Genomic DNA, 24974 nt, shown 5'->3' with positions numbered 1-24974 from the left:
GGAATTCAGAATTTTTTCAAATCATCGGTTCAATTTGAAATCAATCTTGTAGTCAATTGGAGGAACTTTTCGATTTACATCTAGTGTGTAGTCTCCAAATCGATTGATATGGCTGAAACGATAAGGTGATAGGCCTTTTAGTACGTCATCATCTACAGGGTATCCCTTCTCCTGCATTTCTTTAAGCTTTTTAGACATCCAATGAACATTGTTCAATATCACCATATTGGCGACAAGTTGATTGTATTTGATGACTTTCCTTTGTTCATGGCGAATATTTTCCGCAATAATTCCATCACCGCCAAAAAATAGCCATTTGGTGAAGTTATTGAACTCTTCACTTTTATTGGTTGCCGCATGAATAGTCCTGCGCAACTCTATGTCGTTAATGTACTTTAAGAGAAACTGGGTACGCACAACCCTGCCAAGTTCTCGAAATGCAAAATACAGTTTATTTTTACGGCTATAGGTACCTAATCGCCTCAATATCATTGATGGAGTGATCTTCCCTGCTTTAATTGAGATTGCCACACGTAGCATGTCAGGGTAATGTAATTCAATAAGTTCCCAGTCGATATTACCTCTAAAAAGACTATTAATATGTGGGAATTGTTCGCCTTTCTCAGGCCGGAAAAATGTTAGTTGCTTAATGTTCCGAATGCGCGGCATTAAATTTATTCCAAGCAGATAGGCCAATCCAAATACTGGTGCACTTTGAGCCTGTGTATCTCCATGGACCGTATCTGGCTGGATATCCGATTCATTGTTCATAAGTCCATCAAGGATGTGTACCGCTTCATATACACCGCAAGGAATAAAACGGCTGAACAACGCAATATACATATCAGAGACATGGTAGTAGCCAATACCACCATAACCACCATAACGAATGTGGTATTCAGAAAGTAAATTTTGTTCATAGACATTCCACTTAGTACCGTCGGCTGAGACGCTTTTTCCCGAGCCCCAATACTTAGGTAGAGCAAAACGATTATAAGAATTGATCACTTTGACTAGCGCCCGCTCTAATCGTTCTTCGGTAACATGCCGCAAATTGAGCCATGAAACCTGCTTGCGACTTAATCCTTTAACTGAGCGAGCCGTCTGGGTCGGGCCAAGATTACATCCATAGCAAAATAAAGTTGAAATAAAGCGCTTCCTCGGATCATCAATTTTTGACTCAAAACCTGATAATGGACCAAAGATCGTGTGCAAGTCTAACCACTGTTCTGTCTCAGTTAATATGTCCAAAATACTCGCAGTCTCCATCTGCTCAGTGATCGTTTGATCAATGATTTCCAAATTAGGCGGTGGTAGGTTGCGTTCGGTGCGTCGAATGATTAAGCCATCACTTGAGATTGCCACATGTTCGTTATCCGGAAATCGTTGATCAACCTCATGTGCCACATCCCTAAGGTCATCACGTAACTTATCAACGAACTTTTCAGAATCCATTGGGAGACCGACAACTGCACCGTAATTCATGATCTCCTTACGACATTCTTCCCAGCTAATAAGATGAGTTCGATAGTCGTCGTACTGATCACTATGCTCGATATAGATATCGCCTGATTTTAGTTCTTGCATGATTTGAGAAAATACACATAGCTCAAAATACTTTCTATGGATGCATAAATCATTCCCAGAAACTTGCGAACTACTTAGGATAAGGCGTCTCCATTTATCGGGTATCCAATCCAATTTTTCGATATTAATGTCAAATTTATTTGCAAAAACGTATTCTCGGTGACTGGATCGAAATTGGCGCATCCAACTTAGTGCGGCAAGCAAAGATTCATCTTGTGAACTAGATTTGAGAGAAAGTGCGTCAAGGCATTGAAAAAGCAAACCTCGCTTACCCCTATAAACTTGAAGCATGAAAGGATAATAATTGTTGCCTGCATAGGCCAGATGCTCGTCACATCGAATAATCCATGGTTCAGGATCACCCTCTAGAACTTTTGTTACTTGCAACAGACGATCATTGTCAGGAGTTTCATTTTGGAGAACCGTAAGTACGTCGCGAAATTGACTAATTAAGAGTTCTGTTTGATCGACATGCTGAGCACGATACTCACTTAGTTTACCTTCAGCGACATGATGCATGTTACGAATAGTTTTAATAAAAATGTCTGCAACATCGTCCATGGCCTTTTGTAACTGCGCTTGAATCAGTAAAACCGCTAAGGTGTATCGTTTGGCCTGTTTTGTTTCGCCCATATCGGATGCATTTAGAGCTCTCGCTTCAGTCACCAGCTGAGTTTTTTTGGGTACTGATAGGAAGGACGTGTCAGGTAAATTCTCGTGAAGCTGTGTCAGTTCCTGAATATGTTGCAAATAGCTAGCGACTTCTTTAACGCCAGGACGTTTGGGTTCGCGTTTTAATAAATCCCATCGAGTCCTACCCCCACGCCTGATTAAAAGATCATCAATACGAATACGCTGGTCTTCGGTCATCGCTGCCATAACCTTTTTATATATATGGTCGTTGTATTCTTTCCGTGCTTTGGTTGCTATACGGGATAAAAAGGAAAAACTTGGCAATTCAAATCTATGGTGAGCCAATTCCTCGATCAAGACATTGATGATGTCCGCGATTTCTTGTTTTGTGTGTGCCGTCTGAATTGCGACGTCGAACAACCAGTCTTGGTCAGACTGCGCTAGTTCCCTAATGTTGACGTAATTACGTAAGAAATTTTGATGTATCCATTTACTGCCTGACAGCTCGTACTTAACTAAAACACGTTTCAGTGGTGTCCGTGTTTTTAACCGTTGGCATATATGTTCAATAATTACTTGTGGTATCTCGGTAACTGCAATGAAATTACCTAGCCGCTGAAGCAATTTTAGTTGAATAAGTAAGATTGCCTGTGTAGCGACTTGCCTGTATTGAGAAGAGATGATCTGAATTTCATTCGTAGTAGGCGTGAATTGGGCAATGAGCTCTTTTTCTGATATTTCTGTATTAAGACGCGGATAAGCTGTTTCATTCACGCTACTCATCAAATTAACTCACTGAAAAAAATGTCAAAGGGAATTTTTGCTAAAAAATTATCCTTCGTTATTACTTCCACAGCAAACAAAACTCTAATTTACTGCGCAATTTTCGTAGTACCAAAAAGACAGTTCGGTTAGGGTGTATCTTGATGATACCGTTTAGTATCAATTTGATTCTAAAGAGTATTTCTAATTTGGCGACGGACCAAGTCGAGAGAAATTCACGCACAGGTTTCTAAGACGACTTTTAATGAAAATAACGTCAAGTTTACATCTTAGGAAAATTATGAAGAAAGCTGTATCTGGCAAAAGTGCCCTCGACTACTTTAAGCAGGATCACTTCCTGGTGCGAATGTCAGTCCTCATAATCGATCGATTGCCCAGTCTAATTGCAACGCTATTTGCGATTCATCGAATATTTTAAAGCTACTTTCTGGCGCTTAAGATGAAAGTAGCGATGCTATCAAACCGCGCTATGCTGCATAGTCCAACGCCATAGGCATTGAAGCCGAGAGATTTCCACGCCTTTTTGTAATCGTAGTCGTCATGATGATGTCCATGAAAACTCCAACCTACGTCCATCGATCGAGCAAGTTGATCGATTGTGGGAAATCCATGGGGATGACAGCTAGGCGCCTCATGCGTCACCAAAATATCTGCTTTTTGACTAGCTAATGAAGCATAGTCGATCGGGAAAATGGTACTGCGATGTTTTCTGGTGAGTCCTCCTCGCCACAAATTTCCCTTGCCGCCATGGTGTGCGTAGTCTTCTTGTGAATCGAATTTGGGATCGGTTGGTGGTATCCAAACTTGACCTCTAAAAACGCCACCGAGGCCGGCAATCCGATACCCGCCAATTTCAACCACGCGGCCATGTAAGTTTCGGTTGGCTAGATTTGAGCTAAATAGATGGTCATAGTCAGCATCGGAATCTGTGTCGTGATTTCCATGAATGAACCAGACTTCGGTCAGGTCGGTAATTTCTTCAAGTTCGACTTCTAACGGTCGCTTGGCTTGCAAGTCACCTAAAAAAATAATCGCCACAGGTCGATGCAATTTCACTGCATCAATCACATGTTGAAACTCACCGTGGGTATCCCCACAAAAGAATAGATCACCCATTTACTTTTGTGAGAAGCAATTGCTCATTTACGATATCGATATTGATAGCATCACCTTCATGCCAATTAAGTTTCTCTAGAAGTTCCTTGGGAAACTCGACATACCCATCGCCACTTCCATCGCCTGCATCGATCAGTGTGGCTTCCCATTTATCCAATGATTTTTCCGTTAAACTCATGATGATAATTTGGTTGAATTTTCTAGCCACCAATCGCTAAACGCAAGTAGATTTTGGTGACTTGAATCGATGTTCCCTAGCTCGTCACCAATATTAGGTGTGCCATTCGTTTCACGAGTGATTAATGCTCGATGTATACTCGGAGGAACACCTCGATGATAAGGAAGGAAATCATCGGCAAAAACAAGTGGTTTTAGCAGACGTAGAGCAGCTGCTTTAGGACTGATTGCCCCAGTGATACCGCTAGTTGCAATGACCCGTCGAATGGGAAAACCAAGGTTCATCAAATTTTCTAATCGTGCGCTTTCGAATTTTGACTCAATGGCGCTGACACAGACTAGCTCAAATCCCGCATCGTGCAATTGATTGCAGGCATGTATTGCACCATCGATTGCAGGAACAGTTCCCCAAAATTCTTCGTTAAAAAAGCGTCTAAAATGTGCCAATTCAACGCCTTCCAATCTGCGCACATCCCATCGGTCTATCGGCCAATAGGCGTTTTGATCTTTTAAGGCAGTAAGATGGTTAAATGCTTTATGCCAAGCGTTGCGATATGCGACATGATAATCCAGTAATACGCCATCCATCTAGGGCAATAATCTGTTTAGACATGTATTGTATTGATAGTTTTTATCGATTCTTTCTCGCGACTCTATCTTATAGAAAGTCCGAGCCGGGTAGCAATTAATTCCTGCTTAAATTTACCAAAAATATTCACACTCGCTTCATAGGTATCAGCCAGAGATGAACGTCCATGATTCATATGAATATTAGACACAAAATGTGATGGCTTGTCGAATGTCCGTCCTATGTTCAAGGTGATTCCCGAATTGAACGTACCATGATTTTCCAAGTTTGGATTTGGTTTTACTTCGCCTCTAGGTTTGGACATCGAATCAAATTTTACGGTCAAACCTTCTGGGACTTCTTGGGCTACCCTAGTTGCGTACTCAATTAAATCCGGCTCTGCTGGCATGTAGAGAAACGCATCGCTTTTAACTTCGCCATTGCTACGAAGTATTCGGCCAAGGACCTGACGAAAATGCAGTTCAGTTTTCACTCTCGTGAGGTGACAACAAACGCGTAATCTAGGAATGTCGGTTCCCTCGCTTATCATCCCAACAGCCACGATCCATTTTTCTGAATTGTGCTTGAACTCACTGATGACCTGCTGCGGATCATCGACGCGGTATGTCGCGATATAAGCTTGTTCGTTGAATTTCTCTTCGAGAATCCTGACGATTTTATTGGCGTGCTCAACCGTGGCAGCAACAATGAGTCCACCGGCATTGGGAATTTGTTTCCTGATCGTATCTAACTTGTCAGACGATTTGCCTAAAAGGTAGGTAATGAGTTCTTCGTTCTCGATCAACTGCTGATAGGAACACTTTGAATCTTTCAGTAGGTGTCCGAACGACGAATACTTAAAGTTCTCACCATTGTGCTTAACGATCACGTTATCGTTATCTATCAAGGTAATCTGAGGTGTTCTACAGACGTTGTCTGCAACGGCCTGCGGCAATCCATAAACGTAATCGCAGTGAATTCGATTATCTTGACAATAGCGAGCCAAAACAATGGGGATTTGATCTGACCGCCATGGCGTTCCAGTCAATGCCAAGGTGTATGTCGCACGACCTTGAATGTTTTCGATGATCTTTTGTCCCCAGGCATTCGAATTTTCAGGGCCATCACCAGCGCAATGATGAATTTCGTCAAAGATCACGAATATGCGATTGGCATCAAATAAGCTCCAAAATGACTCATCAAGATGAAGCATTCCTTGGTAAGTCAATGATCTTCCTTTTGAACCCAGAAGCCCGTCCATTCGCGAATGTGTATGCGTCGATAGCGATGACTCAAAATTAGTGGCTACGGCGACCGACGGTGAGAAACACAAGACAAGGTCGATCTTATTCTCAAGGAAAAGCTTATTGGCTAGCATCGATGCCATAACGGTTTTTCCAGCACCGGGCGTTGCTAAGCAAAGGAAATGATTTTCTACAGTCGCGAATTTACGCCATGCACGATCAATGCAAGCTGACTGCCATGTTCTCAGTTTCATGTTTATTGGGAACTTAGTGCGATCAGGTTTTCAATCGCTTTTACTTTACCCAATAATTTCGAGTATCGATCTCTCGATTCGTTATAGAGCTCTTGAATCTGCGCGCCAATTTCAGGGAGCTCTTTATAGATAGCGTCGTATTCCTCGGCTTCGCCTATTGCGGTGAGTAACATCAGCTTTTGTTGATTCAATCGCTCAGTGAGATTTTTTTTAAGTGCGTTTTTTTGCACTGGGGGTTCTTTTTGTTCATGCACAACAGGGGCGATTGACCCTGCGATTCGTGCACTGAACTGCTCCGTTATTTTGTATTTGTGCGCTCGTCCTTCAGAGTTCATTTGCACAATGTCGCCCGTTGATAGGAATCGCAAAATATTTCGATGTACAAATTGTCTTGCTGATTTTGGATCTGAGTGAATTTTGGAAGGTGTAGACATATACACATCAAGCGCTTGCCCGATGGTAAATGTCTTTCCAGCTAGAAGCTGAAATGTATCAATGACTTCCTTTTTGAATTTTCTATGCTTCATTTTGCGTCAAGTATTTGTATCGAATTTCGCTACATTGTAACGTGTCTCTACTATCGCTACAATGAAAACTTCATCCTACTCACCTCATTATGAAAAGCTTCGCTCTTGGTTGAAGCAAAGACGTGCGTTATCTTCATTGACATTACGCGAGTTGGCACCACTCATCGGCGCACATTTCACTAGCGTTGGCAAAATGGAGCAAGATAGGAAGAAGATTGAACTAGTCGAGTTCATTAAATACTGTCAGGCGATCGGCGCCGATCCGCACGAAGGGTTAGAAATCATCATTCAGTCGATATCTGAGCAAAATCCAGTCAAGAAGAAATCGACTAAAAGATAATTGATTGCGCTACATTCACTTGCGCGAACATTTCTAGGTTATTTTCAGAAAGTCGCTGCCTTATTGCGAAGCAGCTAGCAAGGCACGCAATTTTATTTCAGTGCTTTCGTTAAAACCAATACCTGATTCTGTTTTAATTAAAGTGGGCAAAAAAGGCCGAAACAAGTAAGGTTTGTCATCGATCGCAAGCCATGGCGCCCAGGGTTCCCCAGAATTTCGTAGCCACGCCTCAATTTCCACATGTCGTTGAAATCCAATGCGATCCATTAATTCAGGGTAATCACGCCAACTTGGCGTAACCCCGATGATTCGATGACGGATCTCAACGCAAAAAAAGTCACGCAAGGTGTCAATTGTGCGCGTCTCGCGCCAGGTACTGCTAATGACAATCCTAACTTGCGGAAAATCAATCAAGACCTTTTCTAATTTTGGCAGATGACAAAATAGTTTTTCTTGGTCGTAGCAAGGTTCTGGATGCAATACGCCATCAAAATCAAGAAATAAAATCATGAATAATTTTAAAGACTAAAGGCTGTCAGGATTTGTGTCCAATTATGATGATTCCAGCACCGAGCAAGGCAACGGCTACCCCAAGATAATCATTCCAGGTTGGCTTAATGCCGTCTACAACAGAAAGCCATGCAATGGCTGTGGCAATGTATACGGCACCATAGGTTGCGTAGACCCGGCCACTAGCTGCTGGATGCAAAGTCAATAACCAAACAAACACGGCTAAGCTCGCTGCCGCCGGGAGCAATAGCCAAGCTGTACCTTTGCCAGTGAGCCACAACATCGGCAAATAGCAGCCAATGAGTTCGGCAATGGCCGTTGCGACAAATAAAGCGAAAGATTTTCCGATGTCATTTAACTCCATTAACGGCCTCGCTTTAATTCAGGGACGGAAAAAGAATCAGGATTTGTAGCTAGTTGGATGCTGTCCTCAGGTCGTCTCTGCGGTATGACAGGCACCTGTAAAGTTTCGATGATGGAGCAGTATTTTGTTTGCCCGTCGACACAGCCAGCGTTACAGGCGCAGACGTAAGCATTCAACGTTTTTTCTAATTCACGCATTTCAGCTATTTTCTTTCGGATTTCATCAAGATGACGCTGTGCCAGATCTCTTACTTCTACGCAAGTGCGCTCACCATCCTCTAAAAGCTGACCCAATTGACGCACCTGCTCAATCGGAAAACCAAAATCGCGGCAGCGTTTAATAAAGCGCAATCGTTGAATGTCTTCTTGATGATAGAAACGATGCCCATTCGATGCCCGCTCAGATTGGGGCAAAAGACCAATTTCTTCATAGTATCGAATGGTCGGCACACTGCACTTAGTCTGTTTGGATAAGTGCCCGATTGTCAGTATAGATTTGTTCATCATCTCAAAAATAAAGCTTGTACCTCAAGTTACTTTAGCATGTACCTTGCAATTTTGGTAAAACAATTTCATTTTTAAGGAGATGGATATGGAAGTAACGAAGAGCAAGTCATGGCGCACTGCATTAGGTGCTGCCGCGGTAATTATTGCGGGGTGTGGCTTGTGCTGCCTGCCACTAATAGCGCCATTACTTGCGTCAATTGGTGTATCTATGGGTTTAGCTGCATATCTTGATGAACTGTCGATATGGCACTTCATCCCAATCACAGGTATAGGTATTGGGGTATTCGTCATGATAAGAAAACGATTTGTGCAACAAAAATGCAAAAGAGACTGCAAGTGTGAAAGCCAGTGCAATACGTCTTAAAAGGGTTTTCACTAAACTGTTAATGGCAGCCTTCCCCATGACTGCCCAGTTTTTTTATTGGCATACCTTCTGTCGTAGCCAAGTTATGCAAAATGCCGCAGTCTTTGCCTGCGTTGGAATTATGGCAAAGACTACGTAATTGCGTCAGTTGCTTTTGTAACTCGGTCAATTCATGAATGCGATGTGTAACATGGTCAATATGTTTATCTAAAATTTGATTCACTTCCGTACAGGTCTCCTGAGGCGCATCCTTAAAAAGTAAAAGCTGGCGGATTTCATGCAAGGTCATATCCAATGATCGACAGTGGCGGATAAATAAAAGTCGTTCAGCATGGCTGTCACCATACAAACGATAATTTCCTTGCGAGCGTATGGCTGGAGGAAGTAAGCCTTCCTTTTCATAAAAACGAATGGTTTCTACCTGACAACCAGATCGTTTTGCGAGTTCACCAATCTTTAATTCCATTCGATTCATCCTCATCGCAAAATAATGCTTGACCCTATACCTACTACAGGGTTTCTAATGGCACTATACGCCCTAAGGAGCTTTTATGTCATCCACAACTGAGGAAACATCCATTCGTAGCAGTAATCAACATGACTGCGCTTGTGGGGATACACCGCCAATCACTGCAACGTCACCGGAGTCACCCTCCGCCGTCGGTGCATCATCGGTGGTATATAGAATTGCGAACATGGATTGTCCAACGGAAGAAACTTTGATTCGTCAGAAACTGACTTCTGTTGAAGGCATTACGCAGCTTAAATTTAATTTGTTAGAGCGAAAACTCACAGTCGAACATCGACTAACCGATGAAAAACCGATTCAGCAAGCATTACAGGAAATCGGTATGCAAGCCGAGCTGGTCGATACGGCGACGCAAGCCCAACAACACCCAAGCACATCCCCTACGAGCAGTAAATCATGGTGGTTGATTGGTTTGGGTGTTGCCAGCGCAATTGCGGCAGAAGTGATTGCCTGGGTGAGTGGAAACGAATCAAGTTGGGCTGTGATTGCGCTATCCTTATTTGCCATTCTCATCAGTGGCGTTGGCACCTATAAAAAAGGATGGATTGCGCTTGCCAATCTCAATTTAAACATTAACGCCCTGATGGCAATTGCTGTTACAGGTGCTGTGATCATCGGGCAATGGCCAGAGGCGGCAATGGTGATGGCTTTGTTTAGCCTGTCAGAAATGATCGAAGCCTTATCCTTAGACCGTGCTCGCAATGCCATTCGGGGATTAATGGCAATGGCGCCCGAACAAGCGACGGTGAAACAGGCTGATGGTACTTGGCTCACCGTAGGAACTGACCAAATTCAAATTGGGGCAATTCTACGGGTCGCACCCGGAGAGCGCGTTCCGCTTGATGGCATATTGACTGAGGGGGCATCTGCGATTGACCAGGCACCCATTACAGGAGAGAGTATACCGGTCGCAAAAAATGTTGGCGATCAAGTGTTTGCTGGGACGATTAATCAAAGCGGTTCCTTTCTCTATCGTGTCTCTTCCACAAAATCAGATTCGATGTTGGCACGCATTATTGTGCGTATTGAAGAAGCGCAGGCGAGTCGCGCGCCTACACAACGTTTTGTGGATCAATTCGCCAAAATTTACACACCTGTGGTCTTCTTGTTAGCGTTGGCAGTCATGATTGTGCCGCCTGTCTTTTTCGGATTATTGTGGTCGGTGTGGGTCTATAAAGCATTAGTACTTCTCGTGATTGCTTGCCCTTGTGCGCTCGTGGTGTCAACACCAGTGACCGTAGTGAGTGGACTTGCCGCAGCAGCTAAAGCGGGCATCTTGATTAAAGGTGGGGTTTACCTGGAAGACGGTCGTAATTTGAAAGTGCTTGCACTGGATAAAACCGGCACCATTACGTTGGGGAAGCCTAGTGTCACCGATATCACGCCACTTCAAGGGGATACCAACGCCCATTTAGGGCTTGCGGCAAGTTTAGCGAACCGTTCAGACCATCCTGTCTCCGGTGCCATTAGTCGGTATTGGAAAACGCAATTTCCTACAGTTTCTCTCACTGAAGTATCTCAGTTTGAAGCTTTGATGGGACGTGGTGTAAAAGCACGTGTGGATGATCAGTGGTTTTACTTAGGCAATCATAGAATGGTTGAACAATTAGGTATCTGTAACACGAGCCTGGAAGCGACTTTACGCACCTTTGAAGGTGATGGAAAAACTGTGGTCATTCTCTGTAATGAAACAGCGCCACTTCTGATGGTTGCCGTAGCCGATACAGTTCGAGAAACTAGCCGACAAGCCATTGCCGAACTACATGCGATGGGCGTGCGTACCGTGATGCTGACTGGTGACAATACGCTCACGGCTAAGGCGATTGCCAAGCTGGTCGGTATTGACGACGCGCGTGGCGACTTATTGCCAGAGGATAAATTAGCGGCTATTCAGCAAGAGATAACACAATATGGTCACGTCGGGATGGTGGGCGATGGTATTAATGATGCCCCAGCACTGGCCAAAGCCCATATTGGATTTGCGATGGGTGCCGCTGGGACGGATACCGCATTGGAAACGGCCGATGTGGCATTAATGGATGATGATCTGCGTAAGATCCCTCAATTTATTCAATTGAGTCAACGTACCTCCCGCATTCTGAAACAGAACATTAGTTTAGCGTTGGGGATAAAAGTTGTTTTCTTAGTACTTGCAGTCTTTGGTTCTGCAAGTCTTTGGATGGCGGTTTTTGCGGATATGGGGGCAAGCTTGTTAGTCATTTTTAATGGCTTACGCTTAGTCAAACTTCCCGCATCCAAGCTTGCTGCGAAATCAGCATTATAGATAACAAATTTGTCATCCAATAGAGAAACAGATCAGGTATATAATTCGCGTCATGTATAAAAAATGGATCATCCTGTTAGTCCTTGCGTTGACCTTCCAACTAAGTTGGACGGCGGCAAGTGCTTTCTGTCAGCATGAAACAGATAAATCCACGCAACATTTTGGGCATCATCCTCACCAACATCACACTGCGGATCAAGAGGATCAAAAGAATAAGACAGGCAATCAGAAACCTGTGTCGCATCCAGATTGTACGACATGTCATCACGGCGCTTCAATGACTGCTGATGCACAAGTATGTCCATTTGATGATCTAGGACGTCAAGATTCCCGATCGCTCACACAACTTCAACTTCCCATACCGTTTTTGGCAGAGCCAGAACGTCCCAAATGGATGCGCGTCGTTTAATCCGGCGCCAATTCACTGTCATTCTTCATTATTTTCTTTTGTATTGAGATCCAAGGGTTGACAGTGCACGACCGGATTTTTCCTATCGCTTCATTTTAAGAATAGTTTCAGGAATTATTTCAGGGGAGTTCCATGCAAAAATTGCTTTTGCCGCCCACGTTGTCGTGGCTCGCGGTTGTATTACTTACGTCATCACCCGCATACCTTGTGGCGCAGACATTACAGACTATTACCAACATAAAAGATCAAGCGAGTACGCAAATGCTCGTAGCTAGACAACCGACAAATCAAGATCCAAATAACGACGTGAATAGTCGTTTGAGTTTGCGAGAAGCCCTACGTTTGGCCCAGCAATACCATCCGGATGTTGCTGCCGCCAAACGAGAGATAGCGGCGACCGAGGCAAGCTTACGTCAAGCAGGCTTACTACGTAATCCCGAACTGGTCACGATGATGGAAGACGCCCGAACTGAAAATCGCAATACAACCTGGCAACTCAATCAAGCGATCGAACTTGGTGGCAAAAGGCGTGCCCGCCTATCGGTGGCCGAAAGCGGTTTGAATATCGCTAAAATCGAATTCACCATAATGTTGAACGAGATTCGGGCCACCGTTACAACGCGCTTTAATGAGGTGCTGATTGCACAAGAGCGTCAACGATTGGCGCTCACTTCATTGGAGCTAACACAGCGCGCTTACAGTGCAGCTAAAAAACAAGTCACTGTGGGTAAAGTGGCGCCCTTAGAAGAGAGCAAGGCGCGGGTGGCGCAGTCCAGCGCGCAGCTTGAGTTAGCGAAATCCGAGAGTGAATTAGTGATTGCACGCCAACGATTGCACTCTATGATCGGCAATAACGCGACTTCATCCATTGAATTGGTGGGACGTTTTGATACTTTACCTGTGGTGCCTGATAGCTTGGATGTGGAAAAGCAACTAATGCAATCACCACAGATCATCAAAGCAAAAATAGAGGTGGAAAAACGCGCTGCGATAGCCGATGTAGAGCGCAGCAAACAAATTCCAGATATCACTTTAAGCCTAGGTGCCAAACGGGAACAACTGACCGGAAGACAGCAGCCTATGATCGGCGTTTCTATACCGATTAGCCTGTTTGATCGTAATCAGGGCAATGTGCAGGAAAGCATCAGTCGTCTGGATAAAGCGAAAGACGAACTGCAGTCGACACAGATTCGTGTGCGAAATGAATTGATGCAAGCTCAGCAGCGACTCCGATTTGCGGTCGACGAGGCACAGCTAAGCAAAGCAGACGTTCTGCCTAGCGCCCAAAATGCCTTTGACCTCGCGCTAAAGGGCTTTGAATTTGGCAAATTCGGTTTCTTAGACGTACTCGATGCGCAGCGCTCTCTCTTGGCTGCAAAAGCACAATATTTACGTAGTTGTGGCGATGCCCATCTTGCCGCAGCGGATATTCAAAGACTGCTGAATGATCAGGCGTTTGAATTCTATCCAGCGACTGACTCATTTTAGGAATAATCATGAAATTTTTATCTCAACTGACACAATCATCACCCCTCAAATATCGGAATCAGGCGATTGCCGTGGTCATCGTTCTTGTGGTCGGCGTTGTTTTAGCGACTGCTATCCTTTTTTCAAATAAGCCGACGTCTAAAACAGAAGACCACGAGAAAGCTAGTCATGCGGGAGAGCATGCAGAAAAAGCGGGAGAAGAACGAGCGAATGATCAGAAAGGCCCTCATGGCGGACGCCTATTTACGCAAGGCACTTATGCCTTAGAGGTCACTATTTTTGAAGTAGATTCTGTACCCGTCTTTCGACTCTATCCCTACCAAAATGGCAAAGCGTTGGCACCAAGTGCTAACGATGTGACGATCTTAGTGCAGCGCTTAGGTCAGGAAGTGCAAACGTATCGATTCAAGCCTGAGCAGGACTATTTGACCAGTACGGACGAACTTGAAGAGCCGCATTCCTTTGATGTCAAAATTAAGGCGACATTGAATCAAAAGACCTACGATTTTCACTATGAACAGATCGAAGGTCGCGTACAAATGAGTGAGCAGCAACGCAAAAATAACGGGATAGAGACGCAAGTTGCTGGACCGATGCTGTTGCAAAGCACGATGTCACTGTTAGGTGAAATTCGTTTAAATGCTGACAACACGGTGCATGTCGTGCCACGCCTGACGGGATTGGTAGAGCATGTATTGGTGAATGCGGGAGATAAGGTCAAACAAGGACAGGTACTAGCGGTCATTTCCAGTCAGCTTTTAGCGGATCAACGTAGTGAAGTGCTGGCGGCACAAAAACGGTTTGCATTAGCGAAGAAAAATTTTGAGCGAGAAAAGAAATTATGGGAAGAAAAGATTTCTGCCGAGCAGGACTATCTAGCGGCACAAAACGCCCTACAGGAAGCCGAGATCACACGTCAAAGTGCAGAGCAAAAATTAGCCGCTTTAGGAGCGAACTCCCCTTCAAACACGACTGGCGGATCACTCACACGTCTAGAAATTCGGTCTCCCATTAATGGCACCATCACAGAAAAAAATATCGCGATGGGACAAGTATTGAAAGAAGATGCCATGATCTTTACGGTGACCAATCTGGATACGGTGTGGGTGGAAGCGGTGATTCCTGCGAAAGAATTAGGACTAATTAAAGTCGGACAAAAAGCAACGATAAGCGCAACGGCTTTTGAATCCAATACCACCGGAAAAGTGAGCTACGTCGGCTCAGTGGTGGGAGATCAGACCCTAAGTGCGATGGCACGCTTGGTGGTGTCCAATGCCAAAGGTATGTGGTACCCCGGTCTACCGGTCAATCTGGTTGTGCAATCTGCCGCGGTGAACACACCGGTTGTTGTTGCCAGCGAAGCCATTCAAAGTGTGAATGAAGTCTCCAGTGTGTTTATCAAGGTCGGTGATCAATTTGAAGTACGACCAGTTGAATTAGGTCGGACTAATGGCAAATTTACCGAAGTAATTAAAGGCTTACAGGCGGGCGAAACGTATGTCTCAAAAAATAGTTTTCTGATGAAGGCGGAGTTGGGTAAGTCGTCAGCCAGTCATGACGACTGATTCCGATTCAAATGATCTTCTTATGAATTATTCCATTCATTTCAGAAAGTAAAAATTATGTTTGAGAAACTTATTCGCTTTTCCATCGATCACCGATGGATGGTGCTGGCCGTGACCTTGTGTTTTGCCGCATTGGGTATCGTCAATTATCAACGCCTACCCATCGATGCGGTACCCGATATCACCAATGTTCAGGTGCAAATTAATACAGTATTACCAGGGTACTCACCCTTAGAGTCAGAGCAACGTGTGACCTTTCCGATAGAAACTGTAATGGCAGGTCTGCCTTCTTTGCAGCAAACGCGCTCGCTTTCCCGTTATGGTTTGTCGCAGGTGACGGTGGTATTTAAGGACGGTACCGACATCTATTTTGCTCGTCAGTTGGTCAATGAGCGACTGCAAGAAGCGAAATCGAAATTGCCTGCAGGTGTTGAACCTACAATGGGGCCGATTTCAACTGGACTTGGTGAGATTGTGATGTGGACGGTCGAAGCTAAACCGGGTGCGCTAAATGCCTCCGGCGAACCTTATTCCTCGACCGAGCTTCGAGAGATCCAGGATTGGATCGTCAAGCCTCAATTACGTAATGTCCCAGGTGTCACCGAGATCAATACGATCGGCGGGTATAACAAAGAATTCTTGGTTGCTCCCAGACCAGAAAAACTCGTTGCCTACGACGTCACTTGGCAGGAAGTCGCTGCCGCAATCGAAAAAAATAATGCCAATATAGGTGCTGGCTATATTGAGCGACGCGGGGAACAATACTTGGTGCGTGCGCCTGGCCAACTCAACTCTATTGCAGATATTAAACAGATCATCGTGAAATCCATCCACGAAACACCGATTCGCATTGAAGATGTCGCTGATGTGGAAATCGGTAAGGAGTTGCGCACAGGAGCCGCTACTGAAAATGGTCGTGAAGTGGTGCTGGGTACCGTATTTATGCTAATGGGCGAGAATAGCCGGAAGGTGTCACTTGCTGTCAGTAAAAAAATCGAAGAGATTAATCATACATTGCCAAAAGGCGTGATTGTTAATACTGTTTATGATCGAACCATATTAGTGGATAAAGCGATTAGTACAGTGAAGAAGAATCTGCTTGAAGGTGCCGTTCTGGTGATCGTAATTCTGTTTCTATTCCTAGGGAACATCCGTGCTGCAATTATTACGGCGATGGTAATTCCACTAGCAATGCTGTTCACGTTCACCGGTATGGTTGGTAACAAGGTCAGTGCAAATCTGATGAGTCTTGGGGCATTAGATTTTGGGATTATCATTGATGGTGCCGTCGTCATTGTGGAAAATTGCGTGCGACGTTTAGCCCACGCGCAGCTGCACCATGGCAGGCTATTAACGCGGCATGAACGATTTAACGAAGTGTTTGAAGCAGCAAAGGAATCACGTAGGCCATTGCTATTCGGTCAGTTAATCATCATGGTGGTGTATTTGCCTATATTTGCACTGACGGGCGTCGAGGGCAAGATGTTTCACCCCATGGCTTTTACTGTAGTTGCGGCATTGATTGCAGCGATGGTACTTTCAGTGACATTCATTCCGGCCGCCGTCGCGCTATTTATTGGCGATAATATCGCTGAAAAAGAAAACGGCGCGATTAGTCGTATTCAAAAGCGTTACCAGTCATTATTGGATTGGACACTTCGTAGTAAGGCCTTAGTGCTCAGTATTGCAGGCACTACGATCATTTTGAGTGGCTTACTCCTAACTCGTATGGGAAGTGAATTTGTACCTAGCCTGAACGAAGGTGACATCACGATGCATGCGATGCGTATTCCGGGTACTGGCCTCAATCAGGCAGTACAGATGCAGCAGGATCTTGAACGTGTTATTCAAAAGTTCCCTGAAGTTGAACGGGTATTTTCAAAAATTGGCACAGCAGAGATTGCGACCGATCCAATGCCGCCAAGTTTGGCTGATACATTCATCATGCTCAAGCCAGAAAACGAATGGCCTAAGCCAAAACGAAGTAAAGACGGATTAATTGAGGCAATCCAAGAAGCTGTCGCCAAAGTGCCGGGAAATAACTACGAATTTACGCAGCCAATTCAAATGCGCTTTAATGAATTGATTTCCGGTGTCCGTAGTGATGTAGCGGTCAAGGTATTTGGTGACGACATGGACACCATGAATAAGTCTGCTGAAAAAATCTCTCAAGTGTTGGCTAAGATTGATGGTGCGACCGATGTTAAAGTTGAGCAAACAACTGGCTTGCCGATGCTTAATATTCAAATTGACCGGGATAAAATCGCTCGTTTAGGCGTCAACGTCAATGATGTTCAAGCAGTCATCAGTCACGCTATTGGTGGGCAGGCTGTTAGTACGATGTTTCAGGGTGATCGTCGGTTTGATATTGTAGTTCGCCTGCCAGATCATTTGCGCAATGATGTGGATACGATTAAACGCCTGCCAATTCGCTTGCCCAAAGATGGTATCAGCCCAGATAAAGCGGGTTATTTGCGATTAAGCGATGTTGCGACGGTCAGCATGGGAACGAGTCCCAATCAAATCAGTCGAGAGGAAGGAAAGCGCCGCGTGGTCGTCACCGCAAATGTCCGTGGGCGCGATATAGGGTCATTCGTGACTGAAGCCCAACAGAGTATGCGGAAAGAAATTAATATGCCTACAGGCTATTGGATCACCTGGGGCGGTACTTTTGAACAATTACAGTCAGCAAGTAATCGTCTGAAAGTTCTTGTGCCAGCCGCATTGGTGCTGGTCTTTATGCTGCTCTTTGCGATGTTTGGCAATATGCGAGACGGCCTATTAGTCTTCACCGGTGTACCCTTTGCATTAACCGGAGGCATAGTCGCCTTATGGTTACGAGACATTCCTTTATCGATTTCAGCGGGTATCGGTTTTATAGCCTTATCTGGCGTGGCCGTCTTGAATGGTCTGGTGATGATTGCCTATATTCGTTCACTCATTGATAAGGGCATGGATGTAGATGCCGCAATTAGTGAAGGTGCGGTAACAAGACTGCGTCCCGTGCTGATGACTGCTTTAGTCGCTTCTCTAGGTTTTATTCCAATGGCCATCGCCACAGGCACCGGCGCTGAGGTACAACGACCTCTAGCGACAGTCGTCATCGGGGGGATTATTTCCTCAACTTTGTTGACCTTACTGGTATTGCCATTGCTGTACAAGCTTGTGCCTTCCTATTTCACGAAAGAAATCGAAGCGTAGTTGTCGTTTAGGTTTACTCCACATGGTCGGTAATGGCATGTGGAGTTCTAATGAAGTCAAGGCTTACTTAATTGGTGTATTGGCGCAGACTTACCTAAACTGTGCTCGATACGTTGTTGAGAAAATTGATCAGCCACGTCGACATAGCGCATCGCTGATTGAATATTTTTCCAGCCAACATATTCCATTAGCGTCTTTAGATCCCATCCATTCGCTGTAGCCCAAGTAGCGAAACCGCGTCGAAGCGAATGGCCGCTATACAAATTAGCCGCTTCGATTCCGGCCGCGTGTAAAGCCGAACGAAAAATAGGAATCAAACTGTCTTCGTGCAAACTGATCTCAGATAGGTGTCCCCATCGATCAATCGCACGAAACACCGGACCAGAAGTTAATTGTGCGGTATGAATCCAATCGATAAATGCGTCGACTGGGCAGAGCCTTGATAAGGCTGGAGTTTTAAAACTAGTTCCTTGGTACCTTCTATCACTTTTCGTTTGTGATAAATAGCAAATCATACCTTCACCTGGTGATACCGTCACATCTTCTACTTGCAGTCGTGTGAGTTCATCGCCTCGGAAGCCGCGCCAAAATCCAAGTAGTAAAAGCGCTCTGTCTCGAACATAGCGTAGCTCGGCGCTACGGCTGCTTTCAGCGCGGGCACGCTCGATGGCTGATGCCAACCATCGATCTACCTGTTCAAGCTGGTCTAGTTGCAGAGGCTTGGCCTGTTTTTCTTTGGCAGGATGAAGTGCTTGTATGCCACGAAAAACCTTTCGTACGACGGGTGATTTGGTTGGATCTGGAAAACCCTGCGAAATATGCCACTGTGCCAAGGCGGCTAAACGTTGACGTAAGGTATTGATCGCGAGTGTCTCAGCGTACTCAACCAAGTAGTTAGCGATACTGTCGGCCGTAGCGGGCAAGAAACCACCCCATTCAATTTCAAAATGGCGCACAGCAGCTTGGTAGCTTTGACGGGTGTTGTCTCGGGTGGCTGCTTGAATATATTGATCAATCTTGCTCATGTTTTTGATGATTACATCTGAAATCAGTAATTTACCCCATTTTTAACACGTCACGCAGGATAACTCTATATTATCCGCTACCAATTTCAAGGAAAATTTACTTGAATTAATTCAAAAATTAGTATGTAATTACATGGTATGTAATGTATTACGATATTTGATGGAGTGACCATATGGCGCGAACTGGCTTATACAAATCGGAAGTGAAAAAGGCACGCGACGCCGTAATGGCACAGGGGCGACATCCTTCTGTCGACGCAGTTCGTGTCGCCCTTGGGAATACCGGCTCCAAGTCGACCATTCACAAATATCTCAAAGAATTAGAGATGGAAGATGGCGGGATTGCCGATCGAAAGACATCTATCAGTGAGGCCTTGCATGATCTGGTGGCGCGCTTGGCTGTCCAGCTGGAAGAAGAAGCCAATGCGCGGATTGGTGAGGTGCAAACACAAAGCACAGAGAAGGAACGGCAACTTAATGCATCAATTGCCGCATTAAACGCCGCCAATGAGGTGCTAAGCGATAAACTAAGTGCGGCCGAAGCCAGAACTCAAAGCGAAGTGGCGGCGCACGCCAGAACAGCAGAATCCTTGCAACGTGAAACGATTACCCGGCATACGTTAGAGCAACAGGTGGCCGATCTGAAAGAACGCCTGGTTGAAAACGATGCACACCGACAATCTTTGGAGGCCAAGCACATCCATGCGCGGGAAGCTTTAGAACATTATCGTGAGTCAGTAAAGGAACAGCGCGACCAAGATATTCGGCGCCACGAACACCAAGTACAACAGCTACAAGGAGAAATTCGCCACTTGCAGCAAAGCCTAGTGCACAAGCAAAACGAAATTACAGGACTCAATCAGGATGGCGCCAGGTTAATAACTGAGCTTTCTCAAGCGCAAAAGTCGATCTACGATCTGCAAAGTACTGAACGCCAACATATCAGTGAGATTGAGTCACTCAGGGTCACAACTGGTCGCATTCCTCTGCTGGAGTCTGATTCTGAGTTAAAAAATACCGCCATAGCAGAGTTGAAACGTCAACTAAATGAAGTCTCTGACACGAATCTTGGTCTACACGGACAGATTCAAACACTGCAATTAGAGCTCGCGAAGTCAACATCGGTAGTCGAAACTCAACAGAAAATGTTCGCAAGACTAGACGAGCATCTTAGTAAAGGCACTGAAAAAATATGATCCTAGATCAATTGGGAATAAATTTGGGAATATTTTGCTGTTGTTTTTGGTGTTAGCAACAATAAAGGTCACATCAACATCATCGCAAAGATAGGTGGATTGTTTGCCCCTTCAACTGTTACTGGCTCGTAGCAAGTAGGTAAAAAGACCTATTCATATTGTGAATATTCAGGAATTTCACATGATCAAATGGATGGTCACAAATCGCCAATGTAGGCAGTGCTCACAAAGTGGAACAATTTTTTTACATAAATACAATCATATAAATGTCGCTACATATTACTAAATGGCTTATGTGTCATTTCTGGCCTTATCTCGGCACATTCCCAATGGTCATATATAAAATTAACTATTAAGCGGTGGTGGCGTATTACTTTTGGTGTTATGGACGTTTTTTACCTGTATCTCGGCATGACACCTAGTTACCATACATCCATAGTCTGCGCCGTGGCTTGGCCGCCAGCGCCTATCGTGCTGACGCTGATTTTAAAGACATCAAGCGGCGAGGTGGTTCGCAACGATGGTACCATGCAAGGCTATATTGAAGAGGCTGGGCCGTTCGAAGAACATACCGCTAGAATGCCATTGCGACGCAAATAATTTTGAATGCATCAAAACGACTGCATTTAAGCGGGCGAATTTTCGATTGTATGAAGATACCGACTGTTAAGATAATACTGAAACGATTTGTAAATAATGCGGTACAAAACAAGCAATTTCCGTTACGATGATCGAATTTAACGATTCAATCAAAGAAAATTTAGTCTCAAATGTCTTTCCCACACCTATCTGAAGTACTGAAGATTCTGGACGGCGCGCTGCGATCAAATGCAACGATGTCCACCAATTACGCTGGCCTATTGGCCGACAAACTGGAACAGGATGGAGAACGTGAAATCGCCGTACGCATCCGCGAACGCTTGGCCCGCGCCCCGACGGCGGTGGCGTATGCCCTGGATGCGACCGGGTTGATCGGTGGCCTGCCGATCGATAGCGAGAGCCGGCTGGACACGCTCGACATCAGCACACCGAAAAAAGGCAGCGTACACCTCTGTCTACCGGGCGGCACTGCCAAACGGGTTGATGAATTTCTCCAATGCGTCAAGCACTACGATCGCTTGCACAGTGCGCGCGCTGCCACGCCGCTTCGCATGCTTCTTTATGGCGCACCAGGCACTGGCAAAACTCAGTCGGCGCGCTGGATCGCCAGTGAACTAGGTTTACCGCTATTGACCGCTCGCTGCGACACTCTGGTCAGTAGTCTACTTGGTCAGACGAGCAAGAATCTCCGTCGCATCTTCGACTATGTCGAGCAACGACCATGCGTGCTCTTTCTTGATGAATTCGACGCGCTTGCTTCCGCACGTGGCAACGAGCGCGACATCGGAGAGTTGCAGCGAGTGGTCATCGCGTTGCTGCAAAATATCGACGCACTATCCGACAATACCGTTCTGCTGGCGGCTTCGAACCACGAGAAGTTGCTAGATCCTGCTGTGTGGCGGCGCTTTCCCTTCCAGTTGCCGTTGCCACTGCCCGACGCGACATTACGACTGGAGATGTGGAAGGGAATGTTGGGCGACTACGCGCCCGACACGCTCGACTGGAATACTTTGACCGTGAAGTCTACAGGCGCCTCTGGCGCCTTGATCGAACAAGTTGGGCTGGATGCAAAGCGTCACGCCGTTCTCGACGGCCGAGCATTAATTGACGACGGGGAGCTCTTTCGCCGCCTGTCCTTGTCACTCGCGCTGATCCAGGGACATTCTCCTGCGAGCCTGAGCGACGAAATTGCCTGGTTGCGTCAATGGGACGCAAAAATATTTTCCCTACGAGAACTTGCCCGTTTATATAATGTATCAACAAGACAAATAAATCACTTTATTCAGGGGGAGCATGGCAACGCAAGCAAACCAACCCGAAAGAGGGGCGCCTAAGACTGCTAACCCGATCGCGCACGTCTCCTACGAACGGCGTGATCTGGTCGGTATGGATCCGCCTGCTGGTGGCGGCGGCAAAGAACTGGTCCCGGTCACCGCCGAACTACGGCAGGCGCTCGCGCGATCCATGGTCGATGCCGCCGCTCTGATTGCTGCCGAGGCGCGCTCACATCCGGACGTGCCGGGTGTGATGGTGATGCGTATGCGCGACATGGCCGTTGCCAAATCACATCGCCCGCTCACCCTGATCGCCGAAGCGAACATGCCGCAGGCAGGTCACGGCGAGATTAATGAAATGCTTGTTGCGGTCAATCCGGTCAGCCTCGACCAACTGGAGCATGTGATCAAGGCGCGCACGACCAAGGCAATCCGTGCCAATCTGTCGGCCGTTGATCGTTTCGAGGCTTGGGACATCAACCGTCGTTTGCCGAAGTACGCGCGCAACAAGCCTCTGGACCAAGTGCTGGCGACGTTTCGTCTGCTCGCAGTGCGTCTGATGGTACGTCTTTTTTCCCACGACTCGGCCGCGACGACCAGTCTGGTGGTGGAGCGCTTCGAGCAGCTCTTTCGCGAGCACGAAATAGCGGTCGTGCGGCTTCCGCAGCGTACCGGGCCACCTTTATTTCTGCTGACGATGAACGAAGCAATGAGTGTCGCCGCGTTCTCAGCCATCCTGCACTTTCAGGGGATACGCCAAGCTAGGCCCGAACCGCGCATCCTCCCTGCAGCCGCTGTTATGCCCGCCACCCCAATGCCAACATTCGCTGGAGCACCACCCATGTCTGGCCTGCCAGTCGTTGCCGTTTTCGACTCTGGCGTCGACCCAACCAGCGCCCACTTGCAACCGTGGATCGCGAGCCGCGACACGTATATCCTGCCACCCGATACCAATTTCGTGCATGGAACCGCTGTCGCTTCGCTCGTTGTCGACAGCCGTGGTCTCAACGGGCAGCACCCGTACTTTCCGATGGCGGCCGCCTGCCGAATTCACGATGTTTGCGCGCTTGAATCTGGACCATACGGCGCGCAACAGGGAGACCTTATCATCAGACTGCGAGAGGCGATCGCGAAGCATCCAGAGGTGAAGGTCTGGAACCTCTCGCTTGGCGGAGCAGAGATTGGCGACGATGAATTTTCCGAGTTTGGACGGGAGCTCGATGCCTTGTCGGACGTACATGGGGTACTATTCGTGGTTGCTGCCGGTAATTACAAGGATGTGCCGCGACGCGGCTGGCCGGCGCAGTCTGTTGCGATGGCAGACCGGATTTCCATACCGGCCGACTCGGTGCGGGCGTTGACAGTGGGAGCGATCACCCATCTGGAGAGTGCGGCAAGCCTGGTGCGCATCGCCGAGCCGGCACCATACTCCCGACGCGGCCCTGGCCCCGTCTTCACGCCGAAACCCGATCTCGTGCATGTGGGCGGCAACGCTGATACACTCCTTCAAACTGCAGGTATCGGCGTCAACGTACTCACTTGCGCCGGCACGGTCAGTAACGGTTGTGGCACCAGCTATGCATCACCAATCGCTGCGGGCTTGGCGGCACGCACCTGGCATTCGCTCTCCGCGCCTGGCCGCGCGAATCCGCTAACGGCGTCGCCCGTCATGGTGAAAGCACTCATGATCCACTGCGCGCAACTTGGCGCCCCCGATCGCACGGCTCTTGAACGTCGCTATTACGGCGCCGGAATGCCTGGCGATCCGACCGCCGTCCTTTACGATTCGGATTCGAGTTTTACGATGCTGTTCGAACTTGATATTGTTGATTCAATGAAATGGCGGAAAGCGCCATTTCCGATTCCTCCATCGCTGATCCATGAGGGAAAGCTCAAAGCTGAGATACTCATCACTGCCGTCTATGCGCCGCCAGTGGATCCGACGAAGGGTGCGGAATATGTACGCTTCAATGTCGATGTGGGCTTCGGGCGATTATCAACCAATGCCAAAGGTAACCTCGCATTCCAAGGTTGCGTTCCAATCGAAGGCGAACTTGGCACTACCGGTTTTGAGGAAGCACAGGTGGAACACGGCGGAAAATGGTCGCCCGTGAAGACCTACCGGCGCAGCTTCCCCAAAGGTGCGACGGGCAATGTATGGGCGTTGCAGGCGACACTGCTGCGTCGAGCATTCGAGCCGCCGCTGGCGCAGCCGTTGCGCGTGGTCATCGTCGTCACCCTCCGCTCGCTCGATGGCAATCCAAACGTCTACCAAGAAGGCCGTCGGCTACTGGCCGCGACAAACTGGTTGAACCAGGATATCGCGGCGCGGATCGTCGTACCAGTGCCGGCGTAGGCCTTGCTCCAACTTGCCACTGTGAAGGCGAATCCAGCGCTGACAAGTATTTGGGTAATTTTACATTTTTTGAG

General features: G+C 46.7%; 21 protein-coding genes. 10 read left to right on the top strand and 11 right to left on the bottom strand.

The window, feature by feature from the left end:
* Positions 1-21: 21 nt before the first annotated feature.
* The 6 genes from ACO0KZ_RS09910 to ACO0KZ_RS09885 form a co-directional block, all read right to left on the bottom strand.
* Positions 22-3003: a Tn3 family transposase gene (locus ACO0KZ_RS09910; protein WP_422995004.1), complete on the bottom strand. Its 2982-nt coding sequence runs from the start codon at positions 3001-3003 to the stop codon at positions 22-24.
* Positions 3004-3423: 420 nt separating this feature from the next.
* Positions 3424-4119 (bottom strand): metallophosphoesterase family protein, encoded by a 696-nt coding sequence (locus tag ACO0KZ_RS09905; RefSeq protein WP_422995003.1) that lies wholly within the window; start codon positions 4117-4119, stop codon positions 3424-3426.
* Positions 4112-4297, bottom strand: coding sequence for a hypothetical protein (locus ACO0KZ_RS09900; protein ID WP_422995002.1), 186 nt, complete (start codon positions 4295-4297; stop codon positions 4112-4114). Before ACO0KZ_RS09900 ends, ACO0KZ_RS09905 begins: the two co-directional genes overlap by 8 nt.
* Positions 4294-4758: an HAD family hydrolase gene (locus tag ACO0KZ_RS09895; protein ID WP_422995001.1), complete on the bottom strand. Its 465-nt coding sequence runs from the start codon at positions 4756-4758 to the stop codon at positions 4294-4296. Before ACO0KZ_RS09895 ends, ACO0KZ_RS09900 begins: the two co-directional genes overlap by 4 nt.
* A 191-nt stretch (positions 4759-4949) precedes the next feature.
* Complete coding sequence (locus tag ACO0KZ_RS09890; protein WP_422995000.1) at positions 4950-6362, bottom strand: DEAD/DEAH box helicase; 1413 nt, start codon at positions 6360-6362, stop codon at positions 4950-4952.
* 2 nt (positions 6363-6364) lie between these two features.
* Positions 6365-6703 carry a hypothetical protein gene (locus tag ACO0KZ_RS09885; RefSeq protein WP_422994999.1) on the bottom strand — a complete coding sequence of 113 codons (339 nt, stop codon included), beginning with the start codon at positions 6701-6703 and terminating at the stop codon, positions 6365-6367.
* Positions 6704-6950: 247 nt separating this feature from the next.
* On the opposite strand from ACO0KZ_RS09885, the gene ACO0KZ_RS09880 reads away from it, so the two are divergent.
* Positions 6951-7229, top strand: coding sequence for a helix-turn-helix domain-containing protein (locus ACO0KZ_RS09880; RefSeq protein ID WP_422994998.1), 279 nt, complete (start codon positions 6951-6953; stop codon positions 7227-7229).
* A 60-nt stretch (positions 7230-7289) separates the two neighbouring features.
* On the opposite strand, the gene ACO0KZ_RS09875 is transcribed toward ACO0KZ_RS09880, so the two are convergent.
* The 4 genes from ACO0KZ_RS09875 to cadR form a co-directional block, all read right to left on the bottom strand.
* Positions 7290-7739, bottom strand: coding sequence for an HAD domain-containing protein (locus tag ACO0KZ_RS09875; protein ID WP_422994997.1), 450 nt, complete (start codon positions 7737-7739; stop codon positions 7290-7292).
* Positions 7740-7764: 25 nt separating this feature from the next.
* Positions 7765-8103 carry a YnfA family protein gene (locus ACO0KZ_RS09870; RefSeq protein ID WP_315472581.1) on the bottom strand — a complete coding sequence of 113 codons (339 nt, stop codon included), beginning with the start codon at positions 8101-8103 and terminating at the stop codon, positions 7765-7767.
* On the bottom strand, positions 8103-8606 hold the full coding sequence (locus ACO0KZ_RS09865; protein ID WP_422995293.1) for a MerR family transcriptional regulator: 504 nt from the start codon (positions 8604-8606) through the stop codon (positions 8103-8105). The genes ACO0KZ_RS09870 and ACO0KZ_RS09865 overlap by 1 nt, the downstream gene beginning before the upstream one ends.
* Before the next feature lie 386 nt (positions 8607-8992).
* Positions 8993-9448: a Cd(II)/Pb(II)-responsive transcriptional regulator gene (gene cadR, locus ACO0KZ_RS09860; RefSeq protein WP_422994996.1), complete on the bottom strand. Its 456-nt coding sequence runs from the start codon at positions 9446-9448 to the stop codon at positions 8993-8995.
* Positions 9449-9524: 76 nt separating this feature from the next.
* Between cadR and ACO0KZ_RS09855 the strand changes: the two genes are divergently transcribed.
* From ACO0KZ_RS09855 to ACO0KZ_RS09835, 5 genes are all read left to right on the top strand, one after another.
* Positions 9525-11786: a heavy metal translocating P-type ATPase gene (locus ACO0KZ_RS09855; RefSeq protein ID WP_422994995.1), complete on the top strand. Its 2262-nt coding sequence runs from the start codon at positions 9525-9527 to the stop codon at positions 11784-11786.
* Positions 11787-11838: 52 nt separating this feature from the next.
* On the top strand, positions 11839-12195 hold the full coding sequence (locus ACO0KZ_RS09850) for a hypothetical protein (protein ID WP_212682623.1): 357 nt from the start codon (positions 11839-11841) through the stop codon (positions 12193-12195).
* A 132-nt stretch (positions 12196-12327) separates the two neighbouring features.
* A complete protein-coding gene (locus ACO0KZ_RS09845) occupies positions 12328-13683 on the top strand; it encodes a TolC family protein (RefSeq protein ID WP_422994994.1) in 1356 nt (451 codons plus the stop codon).
* Between the two features lie 8 nt (positions 13684-13691).
* Complete coding sequence (locus tag ACO0KZ_RS09840; protein WP_422994993.1) at positions 13692-15248, top strand: efflux RND transporter periplasmic adaptor subunit; 1557 nt, start codon at positions 13692-13694, stop codon at positions 15246-15248.
* A gap of 57 nt (positions 15249-15305) precedes the next feature.
* Positions 15306-18449, top strand: a complete 3144-nt coding sequence (locus ACO0KZ_RS09835; RefSeq protein ID WP_422994992.1) for an efflux RND transporter permease subunit — start codon at positions 15306-15308, stop codon at positions 18447-18449.
* A 56-nt stretch (positions 18450-18505) separates the two neighbouring features.
* Here ACO0KZ_RS09835 and ACO0KZ_RS09830 read toward each other — a convergent pair whose 3' ends face one another.
* Positions 18506-19474 (bottom strand): site-specific integrase, encoded by a 969-nt coding sequence (locus ACO0KZ_RS09830; protein WP_422994991.1) that lies wholly within the window; start codon positions 19472-19474, stop codon positions 18506-18508.
* A 173-nt stretch (positions 19475-19647) separates the two neighbouring features.
* Between ACO0KZ_RS09830 and ACO0KZ_RS09825 the strand changes: the two genes are divergently transcribed.
* From ACO0KZ_RS09825 to iteS, 4 genes are all read left to right on the top strand, one after another.
* Positions 19648-20670, top strand: coding sequence for a DNA-binding protein (locus ACO0KZ_RS09825; protein WP_422994990.1), 1023 nt, complete (start codon positions 19648-19650; stop codon positions 20668-20670).
* A 384-nt stretch (positions 20671-21054) separates the two neighbouring features.
* Positions 21055-21270 (top strand): hypothetical protein, encoded by a 216-nt coding sequence (locus ACO0KZ_RS09820; RefSeq protein WP_422994989.1) that lies wholly within the window; start codon positions 21055-21057, stop codon positions 21268-21270.
* A gap of 170 nt (positions 21271-21440) precedes the next feature.
* On the top strand, positions 21441-22604 hold the full coding sequence (gene iteA, locus ACO0KZ_RS09815) for an anti-phage ATPase IteA (RefSeq protein WP_422994988.1): 1164 nt from the start codon (positions 21441-21443) through the stop codon (positions 22602-22604).
* Complete coding sequence (gene iteS / locus ACO0KZ_RS09810; RefSeq protein ID WP_422994987.1) at positions 22564-24900, top strand: S8 family anti-phage peptidase IteS; 2337 nt, start codon at positions 22564-22566, stop codon at positions 24898-24900. The genes iteA and iteS overlap by 41 nt, the downstream gene beginning before the upstream one ends.
* The last annotated feature ends 74 nt before the right edge of the window (positions 24901-24974 follow it).

Origin of the sequence: Undibacterium sp. Di24W, assembly GCF_049340325.1 — a bacterium.
GTDB lineage: Bacteria > Pseudomonadota > Gammaproteobacteria > Burkholderiales > Burkholderiaceae_D > Undibacterium.
The sequence above is the reverse complement of the archived record's forward strand: the minus strand, read 5'-3'. Positions and strand labels throughout refer to the sequence as shown.